The sequence below is a fragment of the Acinetobacter rongchengensis genome (assembly GCF_003611475.1).
Classification (GTDB): domain Bacteria; phylum Pseudomonadota; class Gammaproteobacteria; order Pseudomonadales; family Moraxellaceae; genus Acinetobacter; species Acinetobacter rongchengensis.
Genome location: NZ_RAXT01000039.1, coordinates 1 through 25,340, shown reverse-complemented (window position 1 = coordinate 25,340; position 25,340 = coordinate 1). Strand labels below are relative to the sequence as shown.

Below are 25,340 nucleotides of genomic sequence, written 5' to 3'. Positions count from 1 at the left end.
TAAACTAAATAAGCAATAAAAATTTTGAATGAATAAAGATTAAGTTCGTTTAGCGATCATGTTGTAGATGAATAATACGATGATTGCTCCAATCACAGATGCGATAAAACCTGCTGATGCACCTTTGGGATATAAGCCAAGTAATTGTCCACCATAGGTTGCTACCAATGAACCGACAATACCGAGTGCAACTGTGACAATAAAACCAGCTTTATCGTCTCCCGGATGTATTGCACGTGCGATTAGGCCTGCAAAAAAACCAATAATGATTGCACCAATCAGTGACATCATAATCTTTCTCCTTTTTCTTTATTTTATCTAGAGTTAAAACATTTAAGTGTTAATAGTACGTTTATCTTTCAATATTTATGCTCAGAGTTAAAGCTTTTCTCTGCTACAAGTTGTTGCATTTTTGTTCATCTATAAAAATTGAAAGTACAAAAAAAGCGACCGAAGTCGCTTAATCATTTTAGCTATCACTTGGGAGTTTCAATTACAGGCCTATTTCGCCAATAAAAGGAACATGACGATATTTTTGATCATAGTCTAAGCCATAACCTACGATAAATTTATCCTCTACTTCAAAGCCTAGAAATTTCACTTCAAGATCAATTTCACGGCGTGAAGGTTTGCTCACTAAAGTACACAATTCAATCGAGTTCGGTTGGCGTGTCTCTAATATTTCTAAGACTTTGCTCAAGGTATTTCCAGAGTCGATAATATCTTCAATAATTAAAACATCTTTACCGTGAATTTCACCGTCTAAATCTTTTAAAATTTTAACATCACGGCTTGAAGTCGTACCACCACCATAACTTGAAACAGTCATGAAATCGAGTTCATGAGTTTTTGTGATTGCACGACATAGGTCTGCCATGAAGATGACTGAACCACGTAATAAACCGATTAATACCAACTCTTTATCGCTATTGGCATAATGCGCATCAATTTTTTTACCAAGTTCTTGAACTTTTGTATGAATTTCTTCAGCAGAAATCATCACTTTCATTTCAACAGTCATGGGAAATACCTAAAACTAAAACATCAAATTCACAAATTAAAAAAGGTGTTGACTAGCAACACCCAAAAATATGCCTTAATTTTAAAACATATCAGATCAAGATGCATCTTTTTTGGCATTGGAAAATGTAAATAGCCAATGATTTAATGTGCATCTTTCCTCAATAATAATGCACATACGATAAATACAGTTCCGATTAAGATGATCTTTTTCTTAGATTTTCCTGTGGTTTGCTCAGGTTTAGTTTTTTTGCTCATAGACTTTATTTCCATAAACATAGGTGGCTTGAACATTACGATCATCTCCCATGGTGAATAAGGCAAATAATGCATCTTCAATATTTTTAGCACGTTCTTGACGCAATTGCTGCAAGGCTGTTGCTTTCAAATTCAAAACTACAAAATCAGCTTCTTTACCGAGATTAAAATTACCCAATTGATCATCCAAATGTAGTGCTTTTGCACCACCGAGCGTCGCATGATAAAAGGCTTCAAATGCAGATAGTTTATCGCCCTGTAGTTGTTGAACTTTATAGGCTTCGTTCAGTGTTTGTAACTGACAGAATGATGTACCCGCACCAATATCTGTACCTAAACCAACTTTCACTTGTTTTTCCCAAGTCTTTTTCAATGGAAATAATCCACTACCTAAAAATAAATTTGAGGTTGGGCAGAAAGCAATTGCTGAGTCTGTATCATGCATACATTGCCACTCATGTTCTTCCAAGTGTACACAATGAGCAAAAACAGACCGCTCTCCTGTTAGACCAAAATGATGATAGACATCTAAATAACCTTTTTGTTCTGGAAATAATTCTTTAACCCAAGCGATTTCATTTTTATTTTCACTGAGATGGGTGTGTACATATACATCTGGGTATTCTGCTTTTAACTGCCCTGCTCTTTCTAATTGTTCAGGTGTAGAGGTTGGTGCAAAACGTGGGGTAATCGCATAAAGATTACGTCCTTTCGCATGCCATTTCTCAATCAACGCTTTAGAGTCTTGGTATGCGCTCTCAGCTGTGTCTGTAAGTGCGTCTGGTGCATGACGATCCATCATCACTTTACCTGCAATTAAACGCATTTGATGGCGTTCAGCGGCTTCAAATAAAGCATCAACAGATTGAGGATGAACTGTGCAGAAAACCAAAGCTGTGGTCGTCCCATTTTTGAGTAATTCATTCACAAAAAAGTAGGCGATTTGATCGGCATATTCTTTATTGGCAAATTGTATTTCTGTTGGAAATGTATAGGTATTCAGCCATTCTAAGAGTTGTTCGCCATAAGCGCCGATCATCTCTGTTTGAGGAAAATGGATATGAGTATCTATAAAACCTGGCACAATCAGTTGTTCAGGATAATGATCCACTTGTATGCTTTTATTTAACTGAGATTGTCCATCTTCCCAAGTACCAAACCATATGATTTTGCCTTGTTCTGTAATGAGCAATCCATCTTCAATATAGCGAACTTGATCAGAAATTTGAGATGCCTGTAGGACGGTATTTTGAATATCGAGAAAGCGACCACGAATCGCCGTTTGCTGAGCAACAGAAGACATGTAAAACCTGCAATTTATACTTTTTTCGAGTGATTGTACCTGAAATTTGCAAGTGAAGCTGTACGCTGTTTTATCAAATTGAATATTTTAGTGCGTGTTCGGTGTAGACCCAAATTATTGATTGAAAAGTTGTGATTATTTTTATGTGAAAGTCTATCTTTCCAACAGCATGAATATCAAAATTTTGAAAGGAAAGAAATTTTAAACATTCACTTTCCTTTCAATATGATCTTTGCTGTTATTTTTTATAAGCTTGTTGGAGCTCTTGAACAATCGGTGCTTTAACGCCGTCTTTCAAAATATAGCGGCTAATGACGCCTTGATCTGTATAGATATTCATAGAAATATCGTGATTAACAGATAGATCATGGATGAGATGATTGGGTACGATGATGCTGTTACGAGATCGGTTTGAACCAAATTGAAAATCGACATCTGTTGGGCCGACGACATTAAATGAATGACTTTTTACCCCATTGCTAAATACAACTTTTTTGATGTCATATTTGTGCTTGATACTATTTAAAGCAATTTGGATTTTTATCGCATCTTGTAGAGATTCATTTTTAATTACAGTGACAATAGGACAAAGTTCATTTGGCTGGCAAATGAGTAAACCATAAGTACGTACATTGGTTTTCGATTCAGGAGTGGTTGAAGCACAGCCAGCAATGAATAATGCACCTAAGGTAATGGATAACAATTTTTTCATAAATATTTCCTAATACAATCCCATAATCATTAAATTTAACTAAAAATAACTTTGTTTATATGTCTAATGGTGAATCCACATTGATGTTGTTTATTATATCCCTGATCACAGTATTTTATACCAAACATATTCAAAGTTAATTATATTCAGAATATCGATTTTAGCTGATTGAATTATAACATTCATCAGACACTACGCATGTGTAAAACACTCGATTCATGAGCAAATCATTAAAATAGTATACATCCAACTGATTGAGACAGAGCATACAAATGATTGTATATCCACATTTGTAATGGATGTAATAAGTAAACCCATAGCAGTCACCATAAAAATATGATGTCTGCTATGGGGAGATATTCGGTTAAGAGATTGAGTGGAAACTTATTTAGGGAAAATAAAGGATGCGATGAGACGGAAGCCAAAATCTTTAGGACTTGCATCGGTATCTTGTGCCCAATATTTTACGCCACCACCTACACTAATCAATTGACCATTTAACTTGACGATTTTAGTCGCCATTAAATTGACAGGTATATTCGATTTTTCAGTATTCCAATCGTAGGTTGCTTCACTATTCAATGCAATAGTCAAACTACTTGGATAAGTATAAGAAACAAAAGGTTGAAGAAAAGTACTATTTACATCTTCTACATTACCATGATTTTCTACTGCCCAAATATGATTTGCCAATGCACCAAATGTCCAACCTTCGCTTTGTTTTAAAATAACAGCTGTTGGTCCTAGGCCATATTGGTCTGCACCTAATTGTTTTTCAGAGGCTGTAGGAAATAGCATGGCTGTTCCTACACCCCAAGTGATGCCACTAGGAGTAGTATTTGAAGGTGAAAGGAATAAGCTTTGGACAATATCGCCTGTGCCCCAATCGTCACCTTTATCTGTATGTTTATAGGTTTGATAATTTACAGGCAAAATCGTACGAGAAATCAAATTCCAATTTTCATTGAGTTCAACTGGAATAACAGGCTGGATATTGAGTTGATAGCGCTGAGTATTTTCAGCTGCTCCAATATTATCGTCAAAATTCAATTGGAAAGGTACACTGATCAAATTGGCAACAGGGTTTGATAGTTTCTTTGCAATATCATCCGATTCAGCAGAAAATACACTTGAACTGCACAAACCGAGTGAGCAAATGATAAACATTTTTTTTGCTGTGATACGGTTATATTTTTTCATTGTTTCACCCCATAGTTGCTGTTGGTAATAGATATTTATTTATTGCTGTCATTATCAGCAATATACTTATAATAGATCAAAAATAGCAATCGATATTTAGTCGTAATCGAAACAAAAAAATGTTTTTTTCTAGACATTTAGTTTTGGTTAATGATTTTCTGGGGTATGATTTTTATACGCTGAACTAAGCTTATATTATTGATTATTTAGCGCTTTACTCACGGTAGAAAGCGCATTTTAGAAAGTGTATTTATCATGACACAAATCATTCAGTTTGATGCGTTTGGTTATCGGTCTAAATTAAAAGAGATCATTTTTAATCAATCTGCTTTAATGCAAAGATTGATGTATTTAAGACAAATCAATACTCAGGCTTATCTCAGTGCCGGTGTGATTCGAAACTTGGTCTGGTCTGTTTTACATCAACAAAATTATAAAATTGAACAGACAGAAATAGACGTGATTTTTTATGATTTGACCGATCAGCATGCTGAACAACAACTTAAATTATTATTGAGCCATAAATTCCCTGAAAATGAATGGGATGTAGTCAATCAAGCATTTGTGCATACGTGGTATAAGACAGACCAAGGTTGTGCGATTGCTCAGTATTCATCGCTTATTGATGCTTTGAGTGTGTGGGTTGAAACTGCCACGGCGATTGCTGTACGGTTATTGGAAAATGATGATTTGGACATTGTTGCCCCGTTTGAATTAAATGATTTGTTTGAACTGAAATTACGTTGGAATCGTCGATTGGTGACTCAAGACGTCTTCATACAGCGAGTGCAATCGAAACGGTTTTTAGAAAAGTGGCAAAAGTTACGTATAGTCGAAACTGAAGAAGAATAATTTTTTATCGTTCTTAGGTTATATTTTCTATTTTGTTGTTATTACCATGCAGTTTTTTGATAAATGCTTAGTTCACATTAAAGAAAGCTTTCAGTGTGGAATAGTGTTGATCAGTTAAGAGTAATTTAGTGGTTACTCATCTAAGAATCTCCCCTAGCCCCTCTTTAGAAAAGAGGGGGATTATTGAGAATTTAAAAAGGCTTAACTGACTGACATCATTTCATAATAGAATTAAGAATTCAGTTCTAGTTTTTTATTACGACGAATTGATAACCAAGCTGTAATCGCCAATACCACAACAATAAAGCCCAATGAAATAAAAATCGGCATATGGAATACATCAAGCATGAGCATTTTAAAACCAATAAATACTAAGATAATTCCGAGACCATACGGTAAATAATGCATTTTCGAAGCTGAACCTGCCAATAAGAAGAACATTGCACGTAAACCTAAAATAGCCATTAGGTTAGCAGTCAATACAATGAACGGATCACTGGTTACGGCGAAAATTGCTGGGATTGAATCCACTGCAAAAATTACATCAGACGCTTCAACTAAAATTAAAACTAAAAATAGTGGTGTTGCCCAAAGTAGACCATTTTGACGAACAAAGAACTTATCACCTTGTAAATTTGGGGTGATACGAATGTGCTTACGTAACCATTTTAGAATCGCCATATCTTCGATATTGGTTTCTTCTTCATCTTGCCCTTTAAGGAATTTAAAACCTGTATAAACAAGGAATGCGCCGAAAATATACAGAATCCAAGAGAATTCTTGTACGAACCATGCACCAATAAAAATAAAGATTGTACGTAAAACAATTGCGCCTAATACGCCGTAAAGTAAAATTTTACGTTGTAGCGCAGGCGGAATAGCAAAGGCTGCAAAGATCATTAGCCAGACGAATACGTTATCGATCGCAAGAGATTTCTCGAGTAAGTAACCTGCGAGATATTCCATGGTTTTTGTGTTTGCAACAGCAATACCTGCAGTTTGCTGAAGGTAAAACCATAAACCAGCTGCAAAGAGCATTGCCACAGAAACCCACGCAATACTCCAATAAGCGGCAGTTTTGATTTTGACTTCTTGACCTTCTTTTTGTTTAAATCCAAGAAAGTCGATGATGAGCATGACTGCAACGATAGCGAAAAACGCTAGATAGAGCCATGGATTGCCAATAGATTCCATAAAATTCTCCAAATCTGGCAATCAGGCATAAAAAAACCTTGACCTGTTGCCAGATGATTAGACATCTGTATCAACATGATCAAGGTCTTGCCTACATCATCTGTATTTTGATGATGCTCAGATACCGGCTTTTTGCAAAGCGTAATGACGATAATCTGATTGGGAGGCTACTCCCCTTGTTCTAAAATTGTTTAAAGAAATATATTCATTTCTTAATATGGGCACAGAATGCCATATTTATCGAAATTGTGCAAATTTTGATGATCTTTTTACATTTAAGCACATGTTTTGGAGGTATTTATATATCATCAGTATTTTTCAACAAGGAGTTATACCAGTGAAAGCGAAATGAAACCAACAAAATTGATCAGTCTATATTTACGCTGAATCCTACAATACACAGTACTTTAAAAAGACCTTTACATTTTAGGGATAAAATCTTTACGTTGTACCAAAATGAGTGCCAAAATCGTACCCAATACAACAAGTATTCCTCCCATCACACCAATATTCATGAGTCCATAATGAGTTGTCACCCATCCACCCAGTAATGCACCACCACCGATACCGACATTATAAAGACCTGAGTAAATAGCCATGGCAACATCAGTTGCATCTGGCGCTAAATTCAAAGTTTTGGCTTGTTGCGCTAAGCTAAAACAAATGATGGCCATTCCCCAAAATAAACTGAGAATACTAAAGTAGGTAAAATTAGATGAAAGCGGAATCAGCAGTAACATAGAAATTGCTAGAATAGTACTACTTAAAGGAATAGGTAATTTAGGAGATTTTTGACCAAATTTCCCAAATAAATAAGAACCTAAGAAGCCTGCAGCACCATAGATCAACAATAAAGTGGTGGTTTGTGATGTGCTAAAATGTGCAATATTTAAAGAAAAAGGTTCAATATAACTATAAGCGGTAAATTGTGCTGTGATCACGAGAACAGTCAGCGCAAAAACCATCATCAGACTAGGTCGTTTAAATAACACTTTTAAACTGCTTAAAGAGCCTGAATTAACGCTTGGTAAGCGTGGTAAGGTTTTAGCAAGAATTAAGCAAACCACACTCGCACCAATAGCAATCAAAGCAAAAGTATTACGCCAACCATAAGATTCACCAATCATACGGCCAAATGGAATGCCTAAAACCATGGCTAATGCGGTACCCGTTGCCAGTAAACCTAATGCTTGAAACGCTTTACCTTTGGGCGCGACGCGGACGGCTAAAGAAGCAGTGATCGACCAAAATAATGCATGTGAAAATGCAATACCAATACGACTGATCAACAAGATATTAAAGTTCCAAGCGATGTAAGATAAAGCATGACTCATCACAAAAACTATAAATAAAGTAATCAGTAAAAAGCGCCGTTCGATATTTTTGGTCAATAACATAATTGGCAGTGAAATCGGAGCAACCACCCAAGCATACAGTGTAATCATGATGCCAACATCTGTGGCTGGCATCGCAAAACTATGACCAATATCGCTGAGTAGTGCGACAGGAACAAATTCAGTGGTATTAAAAATAAATGCAGCAAAAGCAAGACTAATCACACTCACCCATTGCTGTGTTTCGCTGGGCGGTGGTTGAATAGGAGATGTTTGAGGAGATTGTGATGACATGGTCAATCAATTTGAAAATAAAGATTTAATTTTAGGCTGAATGTGTTGCTTTGTTAACTCTCCATGAGGATGTAAAAGTGGCGAACGCTCAGAAAAAATCTAACCATCTTCTTCGCTATTTTATGCGAATTTTATATCGGTGAAGAAGATCATCATTACATGATGTTTTGAAATCTCAGAATCACTTTGTTAGAGTGAGGTTGTGTCGAGAGTCAATCAAAGTAGAGATCAGGATTATGCAATTCCAACATGTAAATAATCAAAAAAATGGTGAATTCTTTTTAGACAATGAACAAGGTAAACGCATTGCTGAAATAAGTTATGTATGGAGCGGTGAGCATAAAATTATTGCTAACCATACATGGGTCGATGATTCATTACGTGGACAAGGAATAGCGCGACAATTGTTAGATACCTTGGTTGAGTTTGCACGTGAAAACAATTTAAAAATTGTGCCAACTTGCTCTTATGTCGATGTCATGTTCCGCCGTGAGAAAAGTTTTGTAGATGTGGCAGCTTAGTTGCTATTTAAAAATTTATCGATGGTAGCAATAAGTAGGTGTAGAGAAGCTTCCTAATCATCAAGCATGCTATTGTTGTGAAGCTTCTGTTTCTCTTTTGATTTTTTGCAGAAAAATAACCGCTAAAATGGTTTAGATCAGTAAAATGGTTAAGGGTAGAAAACAACAATCGTTAGATCGATAAAAAACTATTCGCATTCACCTTTTAGCAATCCAGTTGGTAAATTGAGTATTTTAAGTATTCATAAAATCAATCATTTAATTTATAAGTATACTTTCTATCTTCACTCGATATTTTTAGATTTTTATAAATATGAAGTCGTTACATTGAATAATTAAACAATAAAGGAACATAGAATGCCTATACAATTATGTTATGCAAGTACTCGAGTTGAGCGTGATTCAGATTTATTACAAGATTTAAAGGATATTTTGTCTGTCGCGCGCGATTTTAATCATGCACATCAGCTTTATGGCGTATTGTATTATTCTGATGGGATGTATTTTCAATGTTTAGAGGGAAATAAAGAAATATTAGAGGTTTTGTTTGAACGGATTCAGCAAGATCGTCGTCATATGAATATTCATCGTTTTAAAGATCATGAAATTGACAAAATTCATTTTTCTAAGTGGTCGATGAAATACGTGAAAAACGCTACTCGAATTTCACGTTTTTTTGAAAAGCAGGGTTTTCAAAAGTTTCAACCATATCAACTGAATGAACAAAATATGGCTGAGTTTTTAAGTTTATTGGTGAAAATTGAAAATGCGAATTTATAAAAAAATTTAAATCGTTCGAAAATCTCAGTATTTAAAAAAATCTATATGATGAATTGATCCAGCTTAATGATTGGCAATATGGATATAGAAAAACACCCTTCAAATTAGACTAAAAACGCCTAATTTTCGAGGTGTTTCAGTTAGTACTACACTATTTAAAACAGTTTATTTTGCTTTTAAAGCAGCAATTAATTTCTGATGTAAACCACCAAAGCCACCATTGGACATGATGACCACAGCATCGCCCTCACCTGCTTCTGCAACCACAGTATTGATGATATCGTCCAGTGTACGAGCGATAACTGCTTTATTCGGTGCAGCGTCAATAACGGGTTGTAAATCCCAATCCAAACCTTCAGGTTGATACCAAATCACTTCATCTGCCAAACGTGCAGAATGTGCTAAACCCTCTTTATGGCTACCCATGCGCATGGTGTTTGAACGTGGTTCAATAATCGCCCAAAGTTTACGTTCACCTAAGCGTTTACGTGCGCCTTCTAGTGTTGTATCAATAGCGGTTGGATGATGCGCAAAGTCATCATAAACTTCGATTCCATTAACCGTGTCGAGCAATTCCATACGGCGTTTTACACCGCCAAAATTCGACAAAGCTTCACAAGCAGTTTCAATTGAAACACCAACATGTTCAGCAGCTGCAATGGTTGCCAAAGCATTTGCAACACTGTGCTGCCCTGTCATATTCCACTGTACTTCGCCTTTTACAACGCCGTGTTGTAAAACTTTAAAATGTGAACCATCGGCAGAAAGTTGTTCGGCATAGACTTCAGCAGTGTCATTGGCTTCAAGTGACGTACGTACCACAGGTGTCCAACAGCCCATGTCTAAGACTTCATCGATATTGCTTTCAGTAATTGGCGCAATAATGCGACCTTCGCTTGGAATAGTCCGGACTAAATGATGGAATTGTTTTTGAATAGCAGCCAAATCATCAAAGATATCGGCATGGTCAAATTCAAGGTTATTTAAAATCGCCGTTTTAGGGTGGTAATGTACGAACTTAGAACGTTTATCGAAGAATGCTGAATCATATTCATCTGCTTCTACACAGAAGTATTTACCACCGCCTAAACGCGCGCTTTCGCTAAAACCTAAAGGTACGCCACCGATTAAGAAACCTGGGTTTAAACCAGCCTGATCAAGAACCCAAGCCAACATGGTTGTTGTAGTCGTTTTACCATGTGTTCCTGCGACACCAAGGACATGCTTACCTTGTAATACATGATCTGCAAGGAATTGAGGGCCTGAAATATAAGGTAGACCTTCATTTAACATGTATTCCACAGCATCAATACCACGTTTCATGGCATTGCCGACGATAACAAGATCGGGGTGAGGCTGCAAATGGCTACGATCATAACCTTGCATTAAGGTAATGCCTGCATTTTCAAGCTGAGTGGACATCGGTGGATAGACATTCGCATCTGAGCCAGTCACCTTATGCCCTAGATCACGGGCCAATAGTGCTAAAGAACCCATAAAGGTGCCACAAATACCCAGAATATGCAGATGCATTCTTTTTAACTCCACTGCTTTTTAGACACATCACTTTTTGTTGTGCTGTTGTCGTGATTAATTCGATTTGAAAGCAACGATAGCAAGGGTTAAGGGGAAAAGATAGTTTTTCTTGTTATGATTTTGGCTGATCTATTTTTATGAGTTGATCTTGTAAATATGGTCCAGTGATGCAATCATTTTCTTTTAATCATATTGTCAGGTACAGTTAAAATCATAATGAATCTACAACGATAAAAAATAGCACTAAAATTTATCAATCTTTTAAAATATACGTGTAATCTATCTGCTTTTAGAATAATTCTGAGCTGAAAATGGCTTTATCCCTCCCCCTCTTATTGTTAATTATCTCCAATTGCTTCATGACTTTAGCATGGTATGGGCATTTAAAATTTTTACACGCTGCGCCGTTATGGCAAGCCATTTTATTTGGCTGGGTCATAGCCCTACTTGAATACAGTTTTATGATTCCTGCGACACGGTTATTGGCGCAACATGGCTGGTCTTTGGGACAAATGAAGATTACCCAAGAAGTTGTGACATTACTGGTCTTTGTTCCTTTTATGATTTTCCTATTTAAACAACCTTTTAAGCTCGATTACTTATGGGCGGGTCTGTGTTTATTGGGCTGTGTATTTTTTGTTTTTAGGTCTCAGTGATCCGTTTAAAACAACGATGTATGCTTTATTTTCAAAAAAAATACTGAAAATAATGCTCGACGAGCTCTGTTAAATTTTCGTGAGATGAAAAATCAGTCTATAATAGCGAGCTTCTTGATATTCATTTAAAGACTGGATTACCCAGAATTTAAACTTCCTTACATTCGTTTATGGAATATTTGCAATGAATGCGGCCGCTGTACAAGACGCTCCTCTAGTTGGAATTATCATGGGTTCTCAATCGGATTGGGCGACTCTCGAAAACACTGCCAATATGCTGAAACAGCTTGGTGTCCCTTTTGAAGCTGAAGTTGTTTCTGCGCATCGTACGCCAGATCGTTTATTCGAATATGCAGAAACAGCACGTGAACGCGGTATCCAAGTGATCATTGCAGGTGCAGGTGGTGCGGCGCATTTACCAGGGATGTGTGCTGCTAAAACAGATCTGCCAGTATTGGGTGTTCCTGTAAAATCTTCTATTTTAAATGGAGTAGATTCATTGCTTTCGATTGTACAAATGCCTGCTGGTATTGCTGTAGGTACGTTGGCAATAGGGCCTGCAGGTGCAACGAATGCAGCCATTATGGCGGCACAGATTCTTGGTTTAACACGTCCTGAAATCGCAAAAAATGTTGCTGATTTCCGTGCTGCCCAAACGGATAAAGTGGCAAGTAACAATATTCCAGGTCAAATTTAAAGCCAAGTTTAAAACGGGACACAGCTTATGAATAAAACCATCGGTATTTTTGGTGGTGGTCAACTCGGCCGTATGATGGCGCAAGCCGCACTACCGTTAAATATTCAATGTACATTCTTTGAAGCCAATGCAGACTGCCCATCCGCAATATTAGGTCAAGTTTTTTCTAGTCATGCTGAAAATGGCTTACAAGATTTTATTGCAAGTGCAGATGTTTTTAGTCTTGAGTTTGAAAATACCCCATTGGCGGATGTTGATGTGCTCACCAAACAAAAAGATTTGCATCCACCACGTCAGGCTTTGGCTATTGCACAACATCGTTTGTCAGAAAAAGCACTATTCGATGAATTAGATATTCCTGTTGCGCCGTATAAAGCAGTCGATTCTTTGGACAGTTTAAAGGCTGCTGTGGCTGAGCTAGGTTTACCAATTGTCCTGAAAACGGCAACGGGTGGCTACGATGGTAAAGGTCAGTTTGTATTGCGTTCAGCAGATCAAATTGATCAAGCTTGGGCAGAACTTGGCCCCGCGGGGACTTTGATCGCAGAAAGTTTTGTGACTTTCTCACGTGAAGTATCAATTATTGCGGTACGTGGTATCGATGGTGACGTGAAAACTTGGCCATTGGCTGAAAATCATCATCATCATGGCATCCTTTCGCATTCGATTGTTCCTGCGCCAAACAGTTCAGATTTACAACCTGTCGCGCAAGATTACATTACTCGTTTACTCAATCATTTGAATTATGTTGGTGTGTTAACGCTCGAGTTATTTGTCACTGACAAAGGCTTATATGCCAATGAAATGGCGCCTCGTGTGCACAATTCAGGTCATTGGTCGATTGAAGGTGCGGTGTGCTCACAGTTTGAAAATCATATTCGTGCTGTAGCAGGTTTACCATTGGGTTCAACGGAAGTTGTACGCCCAACGGTGATGATCAATATCATTGGGCAGTATCCAAAATCTGAAGATATCTTGGCTTTAAATGGTGTGCATATGCACCTTTATAATAAAACTGAGCGTGAAGGTCGCAAGATTGGTCATATCACGCTTATGCCGAATGACAGTGCTGAATTAACGACTTTGTGTCGTCAATTGGCGAAGATTTTACCTAATCCATTGGCACTAAGCGAAGATATGAGCATTTAAGCCCAACTTTGTTTGTAAAAAAAGCGGTCAATCATTTGACCGCTTTTTTATTGCCTTGATTTCGGTATGATGGCGCTCCTTGATTTTGTATGCGTCATTGGTCGAAAAATTAAAAGTTTAATTGCATAAAAAAACCACAATTGATATAAAAATAAAGCAGAGACTTCCACTTAAAATGTAAAAAAATTTAAATTTAAAAATCAATTTAAAGTGATTTCACACATTTAAATTTAAAAAATAATTCAGAAGAATGTGGGTTATCCATAAGTGATTTAAATTTAAAAAGACAAATAATTTTTGAATTTAAAACTTTAAATTTAAAGCTCTGTTGTTTTTGAATTTAAAATAATATCAAAGGTGGTTTTAGAATATTTATCCACTAAAATAAAAAATAGTGATTAATATCAATATGTAATTAGTTTACTTCTACTATTTTTAGATTTGAATTTAAAACAATAAGTGTGAAATATCATGGTTGTGTATCAGTTTGAATTTAAATTTGAGATGCTGTTTTAAATTTAAAAATAGCAAACGATACTGCTGTGGGTAAGTTTTTTAAATTCAAAATAGATTAGAAAATATGAATTTAAAATGAAGGGAATGAATTCAAATTTTACGTTTTTACATCTGTCATTTTATTCACAGACTGATATGGTATTCACATAATTTAAATTTAAAAGCAATTGTGGATATTATGCGTTACTTCTCATTACTTTGCGGATCTGCTTTATTGGCGATTTCTCATGCTCATGCGGAATTGATCATTAATGGTCAACCCTCATCAGGCACTACAATTACAACATCAAATTCAACATTTTCAGCAAATTCTAATTTTCAAAGTTGTCTTGCCAACCTTCGTTCTCAAGCGATGGCGTCAGGCGTGAGTGGTTCGACCTATGATCGCTATACCGAAAATTTAAGTCCAGATTATTCAGTCATCAGTAAATTGGATTATCAACCTGAATTTTCTACACCAATTTGGGATTATTTATCAGGTTTGGTGGATGATGAGCGAGTAGAGAAGGGGCGTCAAATGTTAGCGCAACACCGAGACGTGTTGAATCGTGTTGCTGCTGCTTATGGTGTACCTGCTGAAACAGTAGTGGCTGTATGGGGTGTTGAGAGTAATTTTGGTGATATTTCAGGGAAGTATCCATTATTACAAGCTTTAGGTACCTTGAGTTGTGAAGGTCGTCGTCAAAGTTATTTCAGAGGTGAGTTTTTTGCCACGATGCGTATTTTACAACGTGGTGATTTAAGAGAGGATCAGTTGAAAGGTTCATGGGCGGGGGCTTTTGGTCATACTCAGTTTATGCCATCTACTTATGAGGAATTAGCGGTAGATTTTGATGGAGATGGCCGCCGTGACTTGGTTTCAAGTACTTCAGATGCTTTAGCGTCAACCGCCAATTTCTTAAAAAAACGGGGGTGGCAAACAGGAATGCCATGGGGTTTTGAAGTTCAAATTCCAGAAGGCGTTTCAGTCAATGGTGAAAGTCGCCGTAATAAAAAATCTTTAAATTCATGGGTGAATCGTGGCTTTACACGTGTAGATGGTACGCCAATTATTCAGGGTAATTTATCAGAAAGTTCTCAGGCAGGTTTGATGATGCCTGCGGGTGAAAATGGTCCAGCATTTTTAGTCTTTAAAAACTTTGATTCGATCTATGCCTATAATGCTGCAGAAAGCTATGCATTGGCGATAGCACATTTATCAGATCGTTTGCAAGGCAAGGGCTATTTTCAAACGGCTTGGCCAACCAATGATGCAGGTACTTCTCGGGCAGAGCGCCGTGAAATTCAAAATTATTTATTGAAAAAGGGTTATGCAATTGGTGATGCGGATGGTTTGATTGGCGATAAAACACGACAAGCGATTCAGCAGGAGCAAATTAAATTAGGCTTGAACCCAACAGGTCGAGCAGGGCAACAGGTTTTAAATGCATTTAGAAATGAAGCAGCTAAACAGATGATGCAGTGATTTTTATCACGAGAAATGGCTTGAAATAGTCATTCATATTGTTGTTTATAAAAAGTTTTATTTAAAAAGGTCTGCTTAAACAGACCTTTTTATTTTATATAAATTTAGTCTGCTTTTTATTCAATTGGAGACTGATCGATTTTAACCGCTTCCAATAGATCTAAAACCACAGCAGTTACATCTTGAGTATGATCACGATCGTTGAAAATTTCATAGGCTGTGATGGTGACATCAGTGTCGCTAGGTAGCTGTTTTTGTTCTTCTTCAATTAAGTGTTGAATTGGCAATAATGTCTGTTTAATTTCTAGATGGAGAATATCTTTAAATTCAATATTATCATCTTCAAGTTCAATCATTTGCTCATTGAAATAAGGCAATAGGATAGAGTAGAGATAAGGCTGAATTTCAGTAATATCAAAAATTTCGATATCACGCGTTTGTTCAATCGTGCTGATGTGATCATTTACTTCTAAGATAATATGATAATAACTCACAGCCTTCTCCTTATATATTGCGTTATCGACTCACAATAACATGATTTTTAACAAAAATGGGGCAAAAGTAATTTAAATACCTAAATTAATTATGGGTTGTCGAACACATAAAAAAGTATGATTTTGCTGATTTATTGTTCTATTTTAACATGGCTAAATCTGCTGTTGTTAATTTGAAATTCTGCAAATCTTGATCTTTCATGGTGGGATACATCAAAGCTTTTGGGTCTGTATTGTGTTTTAAGCCTAAAGCATGTCCAAGCTCATGTGCGATGGTGACACGTAAATCATCATGAGATTCAAACTCATAAATTTTGATACTTTTACCATCAAAAACACCTTTATCAAACTGTCTAGGCTGAAAGCGAGTATTGAATTGATCAACAGATTGGTTAAATTGTTGATTAATTGAATTGAGTTGATCAACTTGTCGATTCAAGTCATTTACTTTTTGATTATAAGCATCAAGTTGTTGTTTCAATTGACTTTGATCAATTGTGAGTTGCTCTTTTTGTTGTTCAAGCTGCTGTCTTTGGTATGGGCTTAAATTTTGTTGAGATTGATTAATCATGTTAATTAGTTGGTTATATTGATCAACTTTGGTTTGATAATTGGTCTTTTGAATCTCTAGCTCTCGGTTGGCAAGATCTAATTCGCTCTGTATTTGCTGAACTCTCTGTTTTTCATTTTGTGTATATTGTTGCGTATTTTCCAAAATTCGTATTTCTTGTTTTCGTGCAGAGGATTCTGCTTGGCGTTCATCATAAATTAAGTTTATGCTGAGTTGAGCATTGGGATCATAAACAAATAAGCTTTTCATTGTACCTAAATGCCAAATATCTGCTGCTTGTTGTGATAGTGTTTTTATCTGATCTTGACTTAGATTAAAACGTGGATCGACGTCGCCAATACGATAACGTAAACGAGTATCAAGCGGGTGTGATAGTCGATCAACCACAGAATTGTGATTGAGTTGAGGGTACATCATTCGTTGCATCAAAAAATAGGCTGTAAAAACAATCAAAGCAACCAGTAACCAAAAGCGCATGTATTTTATTAAAAATAATTTTTGTTATCACTAATTTAGCTGAAATTTACATAATCGCAAGTCATCGTCACAAATAGTTATTGTTTTGTTTGTTTAAGTTTTTGATATTAAATAATATATTTCTTATTAGCAATTGATTAATCAAAGGAAGAGGAAGCTCCTTACTCGCTCCACGTGAAACAAAGATTGTTGTTGTATGAATTATAACTATGGCGATTAATCTTTTTCAAATATTGGCTCATAAAGAACAGGTGTTACAAAAATCATCAGTAGAATCCCCGAACAGACAAAAGCTAAGTCATTGAAAATAGCCGCAAAGCTGCTCATATAAAACCAGTGCAAATAGGGCATGAAATAAACTAAAAAAGCAGGGAAGAACGTATATAAATAGGCTTTTCTGGCCCAATCTTTACGGAAAAATAGTCCAAAAGTGATGACTAATACTGTGATGGCAACAATAGCAATGAAAATACCTTCCCATGCTTGTGGTTCAATATATAAGGTTCTATCTAATAGTCTTAACTCAGGATCTGTACTAAACATATCGATTGCAGTCGCAAGTACAGGCAGCACCAATTGAGCAATGATCAAGGTATAGTAAACATGAAGAGACACGATAGGATGATTTTTCATTCTTAAACCTTTTTATTCTGCGACTATGTTACCAAGCTAAATTAACATATTTATTTTTATTTAAATAAGTTCATGAATATTTTTAGTGAAATGTCTTAACAATAAGCTCAAAAAAACCGCTCAATCACTTGAGCGGTTTTTTAGTTTTAAATCTAATTAAAGTGACAAATTATTTTTTGTCATCTTTAACTTCAGTGAATTCAGCGTCTACAACGCCATCATCCGCTTTTTGCTGTTGTTGACCAGCATCACCACCGAATTGGTTCGGGTCGAAGCCTTGAGCTCCACCTTGGCCTTGAGCAGCTTCATAAGCACGCTGTGTGATCGGCATGATGATGTTTTGTAAAGCTTCAGTTTTTGCTTTAATCGCATCAAGATCATTGTCTTTTGCAGTTGCTTCAAGTTCAGAAACAGCAGTTTCAATTGCTGTTTTCTCATCAGCAGTCACTTGTTCACCAAGATCTTTGACTGCTTTTTGAGCGCTTGAAACTAACGCATCTGCTTCATTACGTGCTTTAGCAAGTTCTTCAAACTTACGATCTTCTTCCGCATTCGCTTCTGCATCTTTGATCATTGCTTCGATTTCAGCATCAGACAAACCTGAGTTTGCTTTAATCTGGATCGATTGCTCTTTACCCGTGCTCTTATCTTTCGCAGAGACTTTCAAAATACCATCCGCATTGATGTCAAATGACACTTCAATTTGTGGCACACCACGTGGAGCAGGTGGAATATCGCCTAATTGGAAGTTACCCAACAATTTGTTTTGTTGAGCCATTTTACGTTCACCTTGGTAAACTGAAATGTCTACAGCAGGTTGGTTATCCGCAGCTGTTGAGAATACTTGAGATTTCTTCGCAGGAATCGTTGTATTTTTCTCAATGATAGCTGTTAAAACACCGCCCATTGTTTCAATACCTAACGTCAATGGTGTTACGTCAAGTAAAAGTACGTCTGTTTTATCACCAGACAATACCGCACCTTGAATTGCAGCACCGATTGCAACAGCTTCGTCAGGGTTCACGTCTTTACGTGGCTCTTTACCAAAGAATTCCTGTACTTTCTGTTGAACCATTGGCATACGTGATTGACCACCCACCAAGATTACATCAGAGATGTCAGAAGTCGAAAGACCTGCATCTTTAAGTGCAATTTTACAAGGCTCAATGGTACGAGCAACTAAATCTGCAACCAAACCTTCAAGTTTCGCACGTGTTACATTCATCACTAAGTGTTTTGGACCAGTTGCATCCGCAGTGATGTATGGCAAGTTAATTTCTGTAGAAGTAGATGAAGAAAGCTCAATTTTTGCTTTTTCAGCTGCTTCTTTTAAACGTTGAAGTGCAAGAGGATCTTGTTTCAAGTTGAAGTTTTGCTCTTTTTTGAACTCTTCAACTAAGTAGTCGATCAATGCATTATCAAAGTCTTCACCACCTAGGAATGTATCACCATTGGTAGACAATACTTCAATTTGTTGGTCGCCATCTAAGTCTGCAATTTCAATGATTGATACATCAAAAGTACCACCACCTAAGTCATAAACAGCAACTTTACGATCGCCTTCTTTTTTATCCATACCGAACGCAAGCGCAGCAGCAGTTGGTTCGTTGATAATACGTTTAACATCTAAACCAGCAATTTTACCCGCATCTTTAGTTGCTTGACGTTGTGCATCGTTAAAGTAAGCAGGAACAGTAATTACAGCTTCTGTTACTGTTTCACCTAAGTAATCTTCCGCAGTTTTCTTCATTTTTTTCAAGATTTCTGCAGAAACTTGTTGTGGTGCAAGCTTTTTGTCGTTTACTTCAACCCAAGCATCGCCATTGTCTGCCTTAACGATTTTGTAAGGAACAAGACCAATATCTTTTTGTACAGCTGAATCTTCGTATTTACGACCGATTAAACGTTTGATTGCATACAATGTATTTTTAGGATTGGTTACTGCTTGACGTTTAGCAGATTGACCTACCAAAATTTCGCCATCTTTATATGCAACAATCGATGGTGTTGTACGAGCACCTTCAGCGTTTTCGATTACTTTAACTTTATCGCCTTCAAGTACTGCTACGCATGAGTTAGTTGTACCTAAGTCAATACCGATAATTTTAGCCATTAATATTTTCCTCTAAATTTTTTTGAATCCCTTATATTTCTCCTTTGCTAGAGAGGAGTTAAAAAGGGATTTTCTTGTTATCCGATATGAGAGCCGTTGCAAAATTTTCAAGTCATCTACGATGAAAATTCATGAAAATATTTTCAAAAAGCACTAATTTTTACACCATGAGCAATATACAACTTGCTCTGATTCACAATTATTGACCGACCATGACCATTGCAGGGCGGAGTAAGCGACCATTTAAGGTATAACCCTTTTGCAAAACAGTACCAATTTGGTTGGCTTGAGCATTTGGATCGATACCGACTGCTTGATGAAGGTCAGCATTAAAACCATTGGTTGTATCTACTTCAACAACACCAAATTTTTCGAGCGTTGTTAATAACGATTTTAAGGTCAGTCTTACACCTTCAACCACAGGAGTTTCTTCAGTTGCAGCTTGAATAGCACGCTCTAAGTTATCCACCGATTCAACAAGCTCTTTGGCAAATTTCTCGAGCACGGTGTCTTTATGTTTTTCAGATTCACGTTGAATGCGTTCAACACTCTTTTGAGCTTCGTATACAGCATTTGCTGTACGGGCCTTTTCAAGTTTTAAGTTTTCTTCAAGTTTTTGAATATTTGCTTGTAAATCTTCAACGGTCACTTCTGCCTGCTCTGTTTCAGCTTGAGTTTGCTGTTCGGCTTGCTCGTTTTGAAGATCTTGAGCGTCTTGGTTATGCTCAGTCGCCATTGATTTACTCCGTTTAAATGGGTTTTTAAACATGTACAGTCCTTTTCGGCGTCAGATTAACTGCGTTAGTACTGAACTGCCATGATCGTTTAATTCATGAATAATCATAAAGGTGCGGGCGAGTCGTTAAAATTCAAGTCATTGGTCAGAAAATTTACCTTTTTAATCTTACAAAAATGCAATGGTATTTAAAGAAAAACTTTCTAAACTTATGTCTAGCCTGAGTTGTAACGATCAAAACGATCAAACTGAGTTTTATATTTTATAGATTGTGTCGTTTCGATTTAAACGACATAGGGTTTTATCTCATAGAAAGATGGATGATTGATAGAGAAAGATAAAGAAGAAAAAGATTACAGAATTGAAAATAGGAATGACTGCATCAAATCGTAATTATCAAGCCTATATTTCACCCTCAATGTGTTTTCGTAGCTTACCTGGTCTTTTTTGGGTAAGCTTTTTTTTTGCCTAAAACGATTTAAGGCGATTTGTTAACTTTTTAACAATGTAACGAAAGTAGGTGCTTTGATATCAAAATATATATTTAAGCTTTGCAAATAAATACTAAAAATTTATAAATTGAACAATAAAAAGATTGAAAACAAAATCTTAGACTGAAGATTATAGTTGGTAAAAATAAATAATTGATTTAATAAACTTTGCATAAATTATACGCCAACACGTTAAAAGGCTAACCAAGTCATAACGATTCTTTTGAAAAAATTAGCAATGATATGCAGCACGGCAGTTCTCGGGCTGTCGTATTTTTAATTCGAGTGAAAAAGGAATATATGATGAAAAAGTCAGGTCTTATTTTAGGTGTATTGGTTGGTGTTGCGACGTTAAGTACGGCATGTACTTCAAATCAATCGACACAATCACCAGAAACAGCACAACAAACAGCAACAATGAGTGATCAACAATCTGCTCAAACTGCGACTGTTGATTCCTCACAACAAGGTATTGCCGTTGAAAGTGATGCGAATATGCAACAATCACAGCCAACTCAAGTAACCAATGATCCGAACACAATAGAACAACCTTCAGCGCAGTAAGTTGTAATACTTCCAAGTTGTTTTAAGCTTGAAAATAAAAATCAGACAGTTTTAGGATGCCACCTCTGTCTGATTTTTATTAAGTAGGCTAAATATTTGTGAATAAGGGTATTATTCCCCACCAAGTGAGCATTCAAAATTGGTGCGGTCTACGGTGCAACGTGCTCTTTTTAATACAGACATCATAATTGGGTCATATACGCCTTGCTTCGTTAAATCTATACGACCTTCACGAAGTAACATTTGATATTTTTCAACATCTGCTTTACTTAAATTTAAACGGTATTTGGCAGGAATACTACTTTCCAAACGTTTTACCATATTAAATTGTCGAGGCAGTTGTTTGACAAACCATGTTCTAGATTGGGCTCCAAAAGAAGCTGGAAATTTTTGTGATCTAAGCACAAGATCCATCGTGACATTCAATACTGGAAAATTAATCAGAGCACCTTTAGAACCCAAGCCTTTTTCCATTTCTAAGGGTTTAAAGGCATATGCAGGCGCGCCAACCACAGGCACTTCACCATTATTAAATTTTTTAACGAAGTTAGATATATCAGATGGCACTGGAATCGCACCAACACGCTCGACCATTGCAATTTGGGCTTTATCATAAGAAAGTACGGCAAACTTCTTACCACGTGCTTTTTCAATGTTGTTAATTGAACGGTCATTGACAAAAATATAAGCAGGTCCAATTTGACCAATACCACCAATTTCGTATTCTTCACCATCAACCGTGGTTTTTAAACGTTTTGCATTTCGTTTGTCTAAAACGAAAGTGATGGCTTTGAGCGCAATCGCATTGTTTGGTACACCACCAAGTGCATCAATTGAGCCTGCGAATTTGTTAAATTGACGTGCGCGCATGGTTGTCATGTATACGGCATCACATTTACCATTTTTAAAATCTTTATCTGCAAGCTCTTCATTTTGGTAAGCGATCAGCTGAATATCTTTATTCCAATCTTTTGCTGCTAATGCCCATTCTTCCATCATTTTATACGATTCACCCGCTTTCCCCAGTAAATCGAAAACACATACATCCTGCTTTGCTTGTGCCAAACTAGAAATACTCGACAATATAGTGCATACAAGTAATTTATTTTTCATAGCATTTCCCTATACTTACGTTTTTAATTTGATCGTGTTTTGTCCAATATATGACAAGGGTAGAGTTTTTGCTCTATTTTCCGATAAAAATAATGTTATTAGTCGATAATTTGTATAATTCAATACAAATAATAAAATCTATTTTAAAATTCAATGTATTGAAAAATAATGATTCCATGAATTATTCCACAACAAATGATTTTCAAAATGAAAAAATTATTATACTTATTTTATATAAATTTATTTGACTTAGTTCAAGGTAAATTATCACTTTTGTGATTATTTTTGCTATTTTAATATTTAAAAACACAAATCTCATCACATTATTTTTTGTTTTTAAGGTTGATGATTGCCTGTTTAACAAATACAGCATGAGACATCGGTTATTTATGATAATTGTATTTAAATTTACAAGATTATCGCCTTAAAAATTGCTGTTAATTGCATGAAAATACGCTAAGTCTCAAATAAAGTAATAAGTCATGATCCAACTTGAAAGACTATTTTTATAAAAAGCTGAACTAAAAAGTTCTGAGCAACTAAATTTAAAAAAGAACGAGTAGCCATTCATCAAATCTAAACAAATATTTGCCAAACTATAAATTATTCTAATTATTGATTGGTTTTATCATGTTGATTAATAATAAAAAACAGGTACTAATTTTAACAACACTTTCATTCATGCTGATTGCTTGTGATGATGACAATAACAATACTGTACGTCCTCCAGCCGTTGAAGCTAAGTCCTTAGAACTCAATATTTTACATATCAATGATCACCATTCACATCTAGACGAAGAAGCAATCAAGTTTAAAATGAATCTTGGAACGGGTGATGAGGAGTTCAGCGTTGCAAGTGGTGGTTTTGCAAGAGTTGCTGCACTTATTAATCAACTTGCTATAGAAAATAAAAACGTTTTAAAAATTCATGCAGGTGATGCAATCACAGGAGACCTGTACTATAACTTGACGGATGGTAAAGCAGATGCCGATGCAATGAATACGGTTTGCTTTGATACCTTCACGCCTGGCAATCATGAATTTGATTCAAAAGATGATGGATTAAAGACGTTTATAGATTTCTTGGATCAAAGTTCATGTAAAGAAAAAACCAAAATTTTAACCGCCAATGTCACGTTTGGTGCTTCGTCACCGCTTTATAAAACCAATCGTGTTCTAAAATCACAAATATTCGAAAAAGATGGGGTAAAAATTGCCATTATTGGTTTAACGGTAGCAAAGAAAACCAAGAACTCTTCACAACCCAATGCAGATACCTTATTTACAGATGAAATTGAAACTGCACAAAAGCAAATTGATCAATTTAAAGCACAGGGGATTAAAAATATAATTTTACAAACCCATGTAGGCTACGATTTAGATCAACAATTGGCAAAATCATTGACGGATGTCGATGTCATCATTGGTGGCGATTCGCATACCTTGTTGGGGCCAGATAGCCTTAAAAAATATGGAATGACGCCTGAGGGCGCTTATCCAACACAACTTAAAAATAAAGATGGGCATTTGGTTTGTATTGCACAAGCTTGGCAATACAGCTACGTTGTTGGTGATTTAAAAGTGAATTTTGATAAAAATGGCAATCTAGAAAGCTGTAGTGGCACACCACATGTACTCATTGGTAATAACTTTATACGAACAGCTAAAGACGCAAAAACAGTTACCGAAACAGAAAAACAAAATATTCTCAATCAATTTAAAACAGAGAATGTGCCGTTTAACGTCGTTGCACCATTACAAAAAACCTTAGATGTTTTAAAACCATATCAAGAACAGAAAAAGAAATTTGCACAGGAAATCGTAGGACAAGCAACAGATAATCTATGTTCACGTCGTGTACCAGGTACGCAACGAGATGTGAATCGCTCAACTTTAGGCGATGTGTGTAATAAGAACACGCATGTTGACCAGCATGGTGGTGATATTCAGCAAATTATTGCAGAAGCATTTTTACAACAAGGAAAAACTTTCTTTAATGCAGACATCTCCTTTCAAAATGGTGGTGGGGTACGTGAAGATGTTGGGCTTGGAGATGTCAGTGTTGGCAAAATTTATAATGTCTTACCTTTTAAAAACACTTTAGTACGTTTAGACCTCACAGGTGCAGAGGTTAAAGCCACTTTAGAGGATGTAATAGATGGTGTGATTGCACAAAATAATACAGGAAGCTATCCATATACAGGTGGTTTACGTTGGAATGTTGATTTCACAAAAGATAAAGGACAGCGTTTAAATCAAATTCAAGTGCGTAATCATTTGGGACAGTATGAAAATTTAGACCTAAACAAAACCTATAAGATAATCACGATCGACTTTTTAGCCAATGGTGGTGATTACTATGCAACATTCAAGACAATTACTGGAGATCGGCGTTTAAACGTAGGCTTAGATTATGCAGAAGCTTTTTTAAAATATACACAAAGTTTATCTGGTCAAATAGGGCAAAAGAAAATTCAGAAGTTAGCAACATCTGAATACAGCACGCAGTTATTTATAGATAAAGCCAAATAAACTGAAATAAAAGTTGCAATAAATCCTGCTTAAGCGGGATTTATTTATAAAATTGCTCAAAAAATAGATAAAAAAATGATTTTTTAATGAATTTAGTCGAAAAAACATGCAGACGAAAGAAAAACTAAA

23 protein-coding genes are annotated in these 25,340 nt (G+C 36.1%); 9 read left to right on the top strand and 14 right to left on the bottom strand.

Annotated elements, in window-relative coordinates:
- Window positions 1–39 precede the first annotated feature (39 nt).
- From D7V20_RS14260 to D7V20_RS14240, 5 genes are all read right to left on the bottom strand, one after another.
- Complete coding sequence (locus D7V20_RS14260; protein ID WP_120384853.1) at window positions 40–291, bottom strand: GlsB/YeaQ/YmgE family stress response membrane protein; 252 nt, start codon at window positions 289–291, stop codon at window positions 40–42.
- Between the two features lie 202 nt (window positions 292–493).
- Entirely contained in the window at window positions 494–1,021 is a 528-nt protein-coding gene (gene hpt / locus D7V20_RS14255; protein WP_120384852.1) for a hypoxanthine phosphoribosyltransferase, read from the bottom strand.
- Window positions 1,022–1,261: 240 nt separating this feature from the next.
- Window positions 1,262–2,581 carry a guanine deaminase gene (gene guaD, locus D7V20_RS14250; RefSeq protein ID WP_120384851.1) on the bottom strand — a complete coding sequence of 440 codons (1,320 nt, stop codon included), beginning with the start codon at window positions 2,579–2,581 and terminating at the stop codon, window positions 1,262–1,264.
- Between the two features lie 238 nt (window positions 2,582–2,819).
- Entirely contained in the window at window positions 2,820–3,293 is a 474-nt protein-coding gene (locus D7V20_RS14245; protein ID WP_120384850.1) for a hypothetical protein, read from the bottom strand.
- Window positions 3,294–3,677: 384 nt separating this feature from the next.
- Window positions 3,678–4,493: a transporter gene (locus D7V20_RS14240; RefSeq protein WP_120384849.1), complete on the bottom strand. Its 816-nt coding sequence runs from the start codon at window positions 4,491–4,493 to the stop codon at window positions 3,678–3,680.
- 255 nt (window positions 4,494–4,748) lie between these two features.
- Here D7V20_RS14240 and D7V20_RS14235 point away from each other — a divergent pair, with 255 nt between their 5' ends.
- The gene (locus tag D7V20_RS14235; RefSeq protein ID WP_120384848.1) at window positions 4,749–5,345 is read left to right on the top strand and encodes a nucleotidyltransferase family protein; all 597 of its coding nucleotides are present in this window, start codon (window positions 4,749–4,751) and stop codon (window positions 5,343–5,345) included.
- A 231-nt stretch (window positions 5,346–5,576) separates the two neighbouring features.
- Here D7V20_RS14235 and D7V20_RS14230 read toward each other — a convergent pair whose 3' ends face one another.
- Both D7V20_RS14230 and D7V20_RS14225 read right to left on the bottom strand, forming a co-directional pair.
- On the bottom strand, window positions 5,577–6,539 hold the full coding sequence (locus D7V20_RS14230) for a TerC family protein (RefSeq protein ID WP_120384847.1): 963 nt from the start codon (window positions 6,537–6,539) through the stop codon (window positions 5,577–5,579).
- A gap of 419 nt (window positions 6,540–6,958) precedes the next feature.
- Window positions 6,959–8,167, bottom strand: a complete 1,209-nt coding sequence (locus D7V20_RS14225) for a sugar transporter (RefSeq protein ID WP_120384846.1) — start codon at window positions 8,165–8,167, stop codon at window positions 6,959–6,961.
- A gap of 236 nt (window positions 8,168–8,403) precedes the next feature.
- Between D7V20_RS14225 and D7V20_RS14220 the strand changes: the two genes are divergently transcribed.
- Together D7V20_RS14220 and D7V20_RS14215 are read left to right on the top strand one after the other, a co-directional pair.
- Window positions 8,404–8,688, top strand: coding sequence for a GNAT family N-acetyltransferase (locus D7V20_RS14220; RefSeq protein ID WP_120384845.1), 285 nt, complete (start codon window positions 8,404–8,406; stop codon window positions 8,686–8,688).
- Window positions 8,689–9,045: 357 nt separating this feature from the next.
- Window positions 9,046–9,468, top strand: a complete 423-nt coding sequence (locus D7V20_RS14215; RefSeq protein ID WP_120384844.1) for a BLUF domain-containing protein — start codon at window positions 9,046–9,048, stop codon at window positions 9,466–9,468.
- Window positions 9,469–9,633: 165 nt separating this feature from the next.
- Here the strand turns inward: D7V20_RS14215 and mpl are convergent, their stop codons facing one another.
- Entirely contained in the window at window positions 9,634–11,001 is a 1,368-nt protein-coding gene (gene mpl, locus D7V20_RS14210) for a UDP-N-acetylmuramate:L-alanyl-gamma-D-glutamyl-meso-diaminopimelate ligase (RefSeq protein ID WP_120384843.1), read from the bottom strand.
- A 314-nt stretch (window positions 11,002–11,315) separates the two neighbouring features.
- On the opposite strand from mpl, the gene D7V20_RS14205 reads away from it, so the two are divergent.
- From D7V20_RS14205 to D7V20_RS14190, 4 genes are all read left to right on the top strand, one after another.
- Window positions 11,316–11,660 (top strand): DMT family protein, encoded by a 345-nt coding sequence (locus tag D7V20_RS14205; RefSeq protein WP_120384842.1) that lies wholly within the window; start codon window positions 11,316–11,318, stop codon window positions 11,658–11,660.
- Between the two features lie 184 nt (window positions 11,661–11,844).
- Window positions 11,845–12,357 carry a 5-(carboxyamino)imidazole ribonucleotide mutase gene (gene purE / locus D7V20_RS14200; RefSeq protein ID WP_010116124.1) on the top strand — a complete coding sequence of 171 codons (513 nt, stop codon included), beginning with the start codon at window positions 11,845–11,847 and terminating at the stop codon, window positions 12,355–12,357.
- A gap of 27 nt (window positions 12,358–12,384) precedes the next feature.
- Window positions 12,385–13,506 (top strand): 5-(carboxyamino)imidazole ribonucleotide synthase, encoded by a 1,122-nt coding sequence (locus D7V20_RS14195; protein WP_120384841.1) that lies wholly within the window; start codon window positions 12,385–12,387, stop codon window positions 13,504–13,506.
- Between the two features lie 694 nt (window positions 13,507–14,200).
- The gene (locus tag D7V20_RS14190; RefSeq protein WP_120384840.1) at window positions 14,201–15,487 is read left to right on the top strand and encodes a lytic murein transglycosylase; all 1,287 of its coding nucleotides are present in this window, start codon (window positions 14,201–14,203) and stop codon (window positions 15,485–15,487) included.
- A 116-nt stretch (window positions 15,488–15,603) separates the two neighbouring features.
- Here D7V20_RS14190 and D7V20_RS14185 read toward each other — a convergent pair whose 3' ends face one another.
- From D7V20_RS14185 to grpE, 5 genes are all read right to left on the bottom strand, one after another.
- Window positions 15,604–15,981: a hypothetical protein gene (locus tag D7V20_RS14185; protein ID WP_120384839.1), complete on the bottom strand. Its 378-nt coding sequence runs from the start codon at window positions 15,979–15,981 to the stop codon at window positions 15,604–15,606.
- Window positions 15,982–16,120: 139 nt separating this feature from the next.
- Window positions 16,121–17,029 (bottom strand): matrixin family metalloprotease, encoded by a 909-nt coding sequence (locus D7V20_RS14180; protein ID WP_120384838.1) that lies wholly within the window; start codon window positions 17,027–17,029, stop codon window positions 16,121–16,123.
- A gap of 216 nt (window positions 17,030–17,245) precedes the next feature.
- Entirely contained in the window at window positions 17,246–17,662 is a 417-nt protein-coding gene (locus D7V20_RS14175) for a hypothetical protein (RefSeq protein WP_120384837.1), read from the bottom strand.
- A 169-nt stretch (window positions 17,663–17,831) separates the two neighbouring features.
- Window positions 17,832–19,775, bottom strand: a complete 1,944-nt coding sequence (gene dnaK / locus D7V20_RS14170) for a molecular chaperone DnaK (protein ID WP_120384836.1) — start codon at window positions 19,773–19,775, stop codon at window positions 17,832–17,834.
- 199 nt (window positions 19,776–19,974) lie between these two features.
- Window positions 19,975–20,511, bottom strand: a complete 537-nt coding sequence (grpE, locus tag D7V20_RS14165; protein WP_120384835.1) for a nucleotide exchange factor GrpE — start codon at window positions 20,509–20,511, stop codon at window positions 19,975–19,977.
- Window positions 20,512–21,305: 794 nt separating this feature from the next.
- Here grpE and D7V20_RS14160 point away from each other — a divergent pair.
- Complete coding sequence (locus tag D7V20_RS14160; RefSeq protein WP_120384834.1) at window positions 21,306–21,566, top strand: hypothetical protein; 261 nt, start codon at window positions 21,306–21,308, stop codon at window positions 21,564–21,566.
- Window positions 21,567–21,677: 111 nt separating this feature from the next.
- Here D7V20_RS14160 and D7V20_RS14155 read toward each other — a convergent pair whose 3' ends face one another.
- The gene (locus tag D7V20_RS14155; protein WP_120384833.1) at window positions 21,678–22,679 is read right to left on the bottom strand and encodes a putative solute-binding protein; all 1,002 of its coding nucleotides are present in this window, start codon (window positions 22,677–22,679) and stop codon (window positions 21,678–21,680) included.
- A 630-nt stretch (window positions 22,680–23,309) separates the two neighbouring features.
- Between D7V20_RS14155 and D7V20_RS14150 the strand changes: the two genes are divergently transcribed.
- Window positions 23,310–25,211 carry a bifunctional metallophosphatase/5'-nucleotidase gene (locus tag D7V20_RS14150; RefSeq protein WP_120384832.1) on the top strand — a complete coding sequence of 634 codons (1,902 nt, stop codon included), beginning with the start codon at window positions 23,310–23,312 and terminating at the stop codon, window positions 25,209–25,211.
- Window positions 25,212–25,340 lie beyond the last annotated feature (129 nt).

Excerpts from the sequence above, each read along its gene's own strand:
- D7V20_RS14260 (WP_120384853.1), bottom strand. The coding sequence starts at position 291 with ATGATGTCACTGATTGGTGCAATCATTATTGGTTTTTTTGCAGGCCTA.
- hpt (WP_120384852.1), bottom strand. The coding sequence starts at position 1,021 with ATGACTGTTGAAATGAAAGTGATGATTTCTGCTGAAGAAATTCATACA.
- guaD (WP_120384851.1), bottom strand. The coding sequence starts at position 2,581 with ATGTCTTCTGTTGCTCAGCAAACGGCGATTCGTGGTCGCTTTCTCGAT.
- D7V20_RS14245 (WP_120384850.1), bottom strand. The coding sequence starts at position 3,293 with ATGAAAAAATTGTTATCCATTACCTTAGGTGCATTATTCATTGCTGGC.
- D7V20_RS14240 (WP_120384849.1), bottom strand. The coding sequence starts at position 4,493 with ATGAAAAAATATAACCGTATCACAGCAAAAAAAATGTTTATCATTTGC.
- D7V20_RS14235 (WP_120384848.1), top strand. The coding sequence starts at position 4,749 with ATGACACAAATCATTCAGTTTGATGCGTTTGGTTATCGGTCTAAATTA.
- D7V20_RS14230 (WP_120384847.1), bottom strand. The coding sequence starts at position 6,539 with ATGGAATCTATTGGCAATCCATGGCTCTATCTAGCGTTTTTCGCTATC.
- D7V20_RS14225 (WP_120384846.1), bottom strand. The coding sequence starts at position 8,167 with ATGTCATCACAATCTCCTCAAACATCTCCTATTCAACCACCGCCCAGC.
- D7V20_RS14220 (WP_120384845.1), top strand. The coding sequence starts at position 8,404 with ATGCAATTCCAACATGTAAATAATCAAAAAAATGGTGAATTCTTTTTA.
- D7V20_RS14215 (WP_120384844.1), top strand. The coding sequence starts at position 9,046 with ATGCCTATACAATTATGTTATGCAAGTACTCGAGTTGAGCGTGATTCA.
- mpl (WP_120384843.1), bottom strand. The coding sequence starts at position 11,001 with ATGCATCTGCATATTCTGGGTATTTGTGGCACCTTTATGGGTTCTTTA.
- D7V20_RS14205 (WP_120384842.1), top strand. The coding sequence starts at position 11,316 with ATGGCTTTATCCCTCCCCCTCTTATTGTTAATTATCTCCAATTGCTTC.
- purE (WP_010116124.1), top strand. The coding sequence starts at position 11,845 with ATGAATGCGGCCGCTGTACAAGACGCTCCTCTAGTTGGAATTATCATG.
- D7V20_RS14195 (WP_120384841.1), top strand. The coding sequence starts at position 12,385 with ATGAATAAAACCATCGGTATTTTTGGTGGTGGTCAACTCGGCCGTATG.
- D7V20_RS14190 (WP_120384840.1), top strand. The coding sequence starts at position 14,201 with ATGCGTTACTTCTCATTACTTTGCGGATCTGCTTTATTGGCGATTTCT.
- D7V20_RS14180 (WP_120384838.1), bottom strand. The coding sequence starts at position 17,029 with ATGCGCTTTTGGTTACTGGTTGCTTTGATTGTTTTTACAGCCTATTTT.
- D7V20_RS14175 (WP_120384837.1), bottom strand. The coding sequence starts at position 17,662 with ATGAAAAATCATCCTATCGTGTCTCTTCATGTTTACTATACCTTGATC.
- dnaK (WP_120384836.1), bottom strand. The coding sequence starts at position 19,775 with ATGGCTAAAATTATCGGTATTGACTTAGGTACAACTAACTCATGCGTA.
- grpE (WP_120384835.1), bottom strand. The coding sequence starts at position 20,511 with ATGGCGACTGAGCATAACCAAGACGCTCAAGATCTTCAAAACGAGCAA.
- D7V20_RS14160 (WP_120384834.1), top strand. The coding sequence starts at position 21,306 with ATGAAAAAGTCAGGTCTTATTTTAGGTGTATTGGTTGGTGTTGCGACG.
- D7V20_RS14155 (WP_120384833.1), bottom strand. The coding sequence starts at position 22,679 with ATGAAAAATAAATTACTTGTATGCACTATATTGTCGAGTATTTCTAGT.
- D7V20_RS14150 (WP_120384832.1), top strand. The coding sequence starts at position 23,310 with ATGTTGATTAATAATAAAAAACAGGTACTAATTTTAACAACACTTTCA.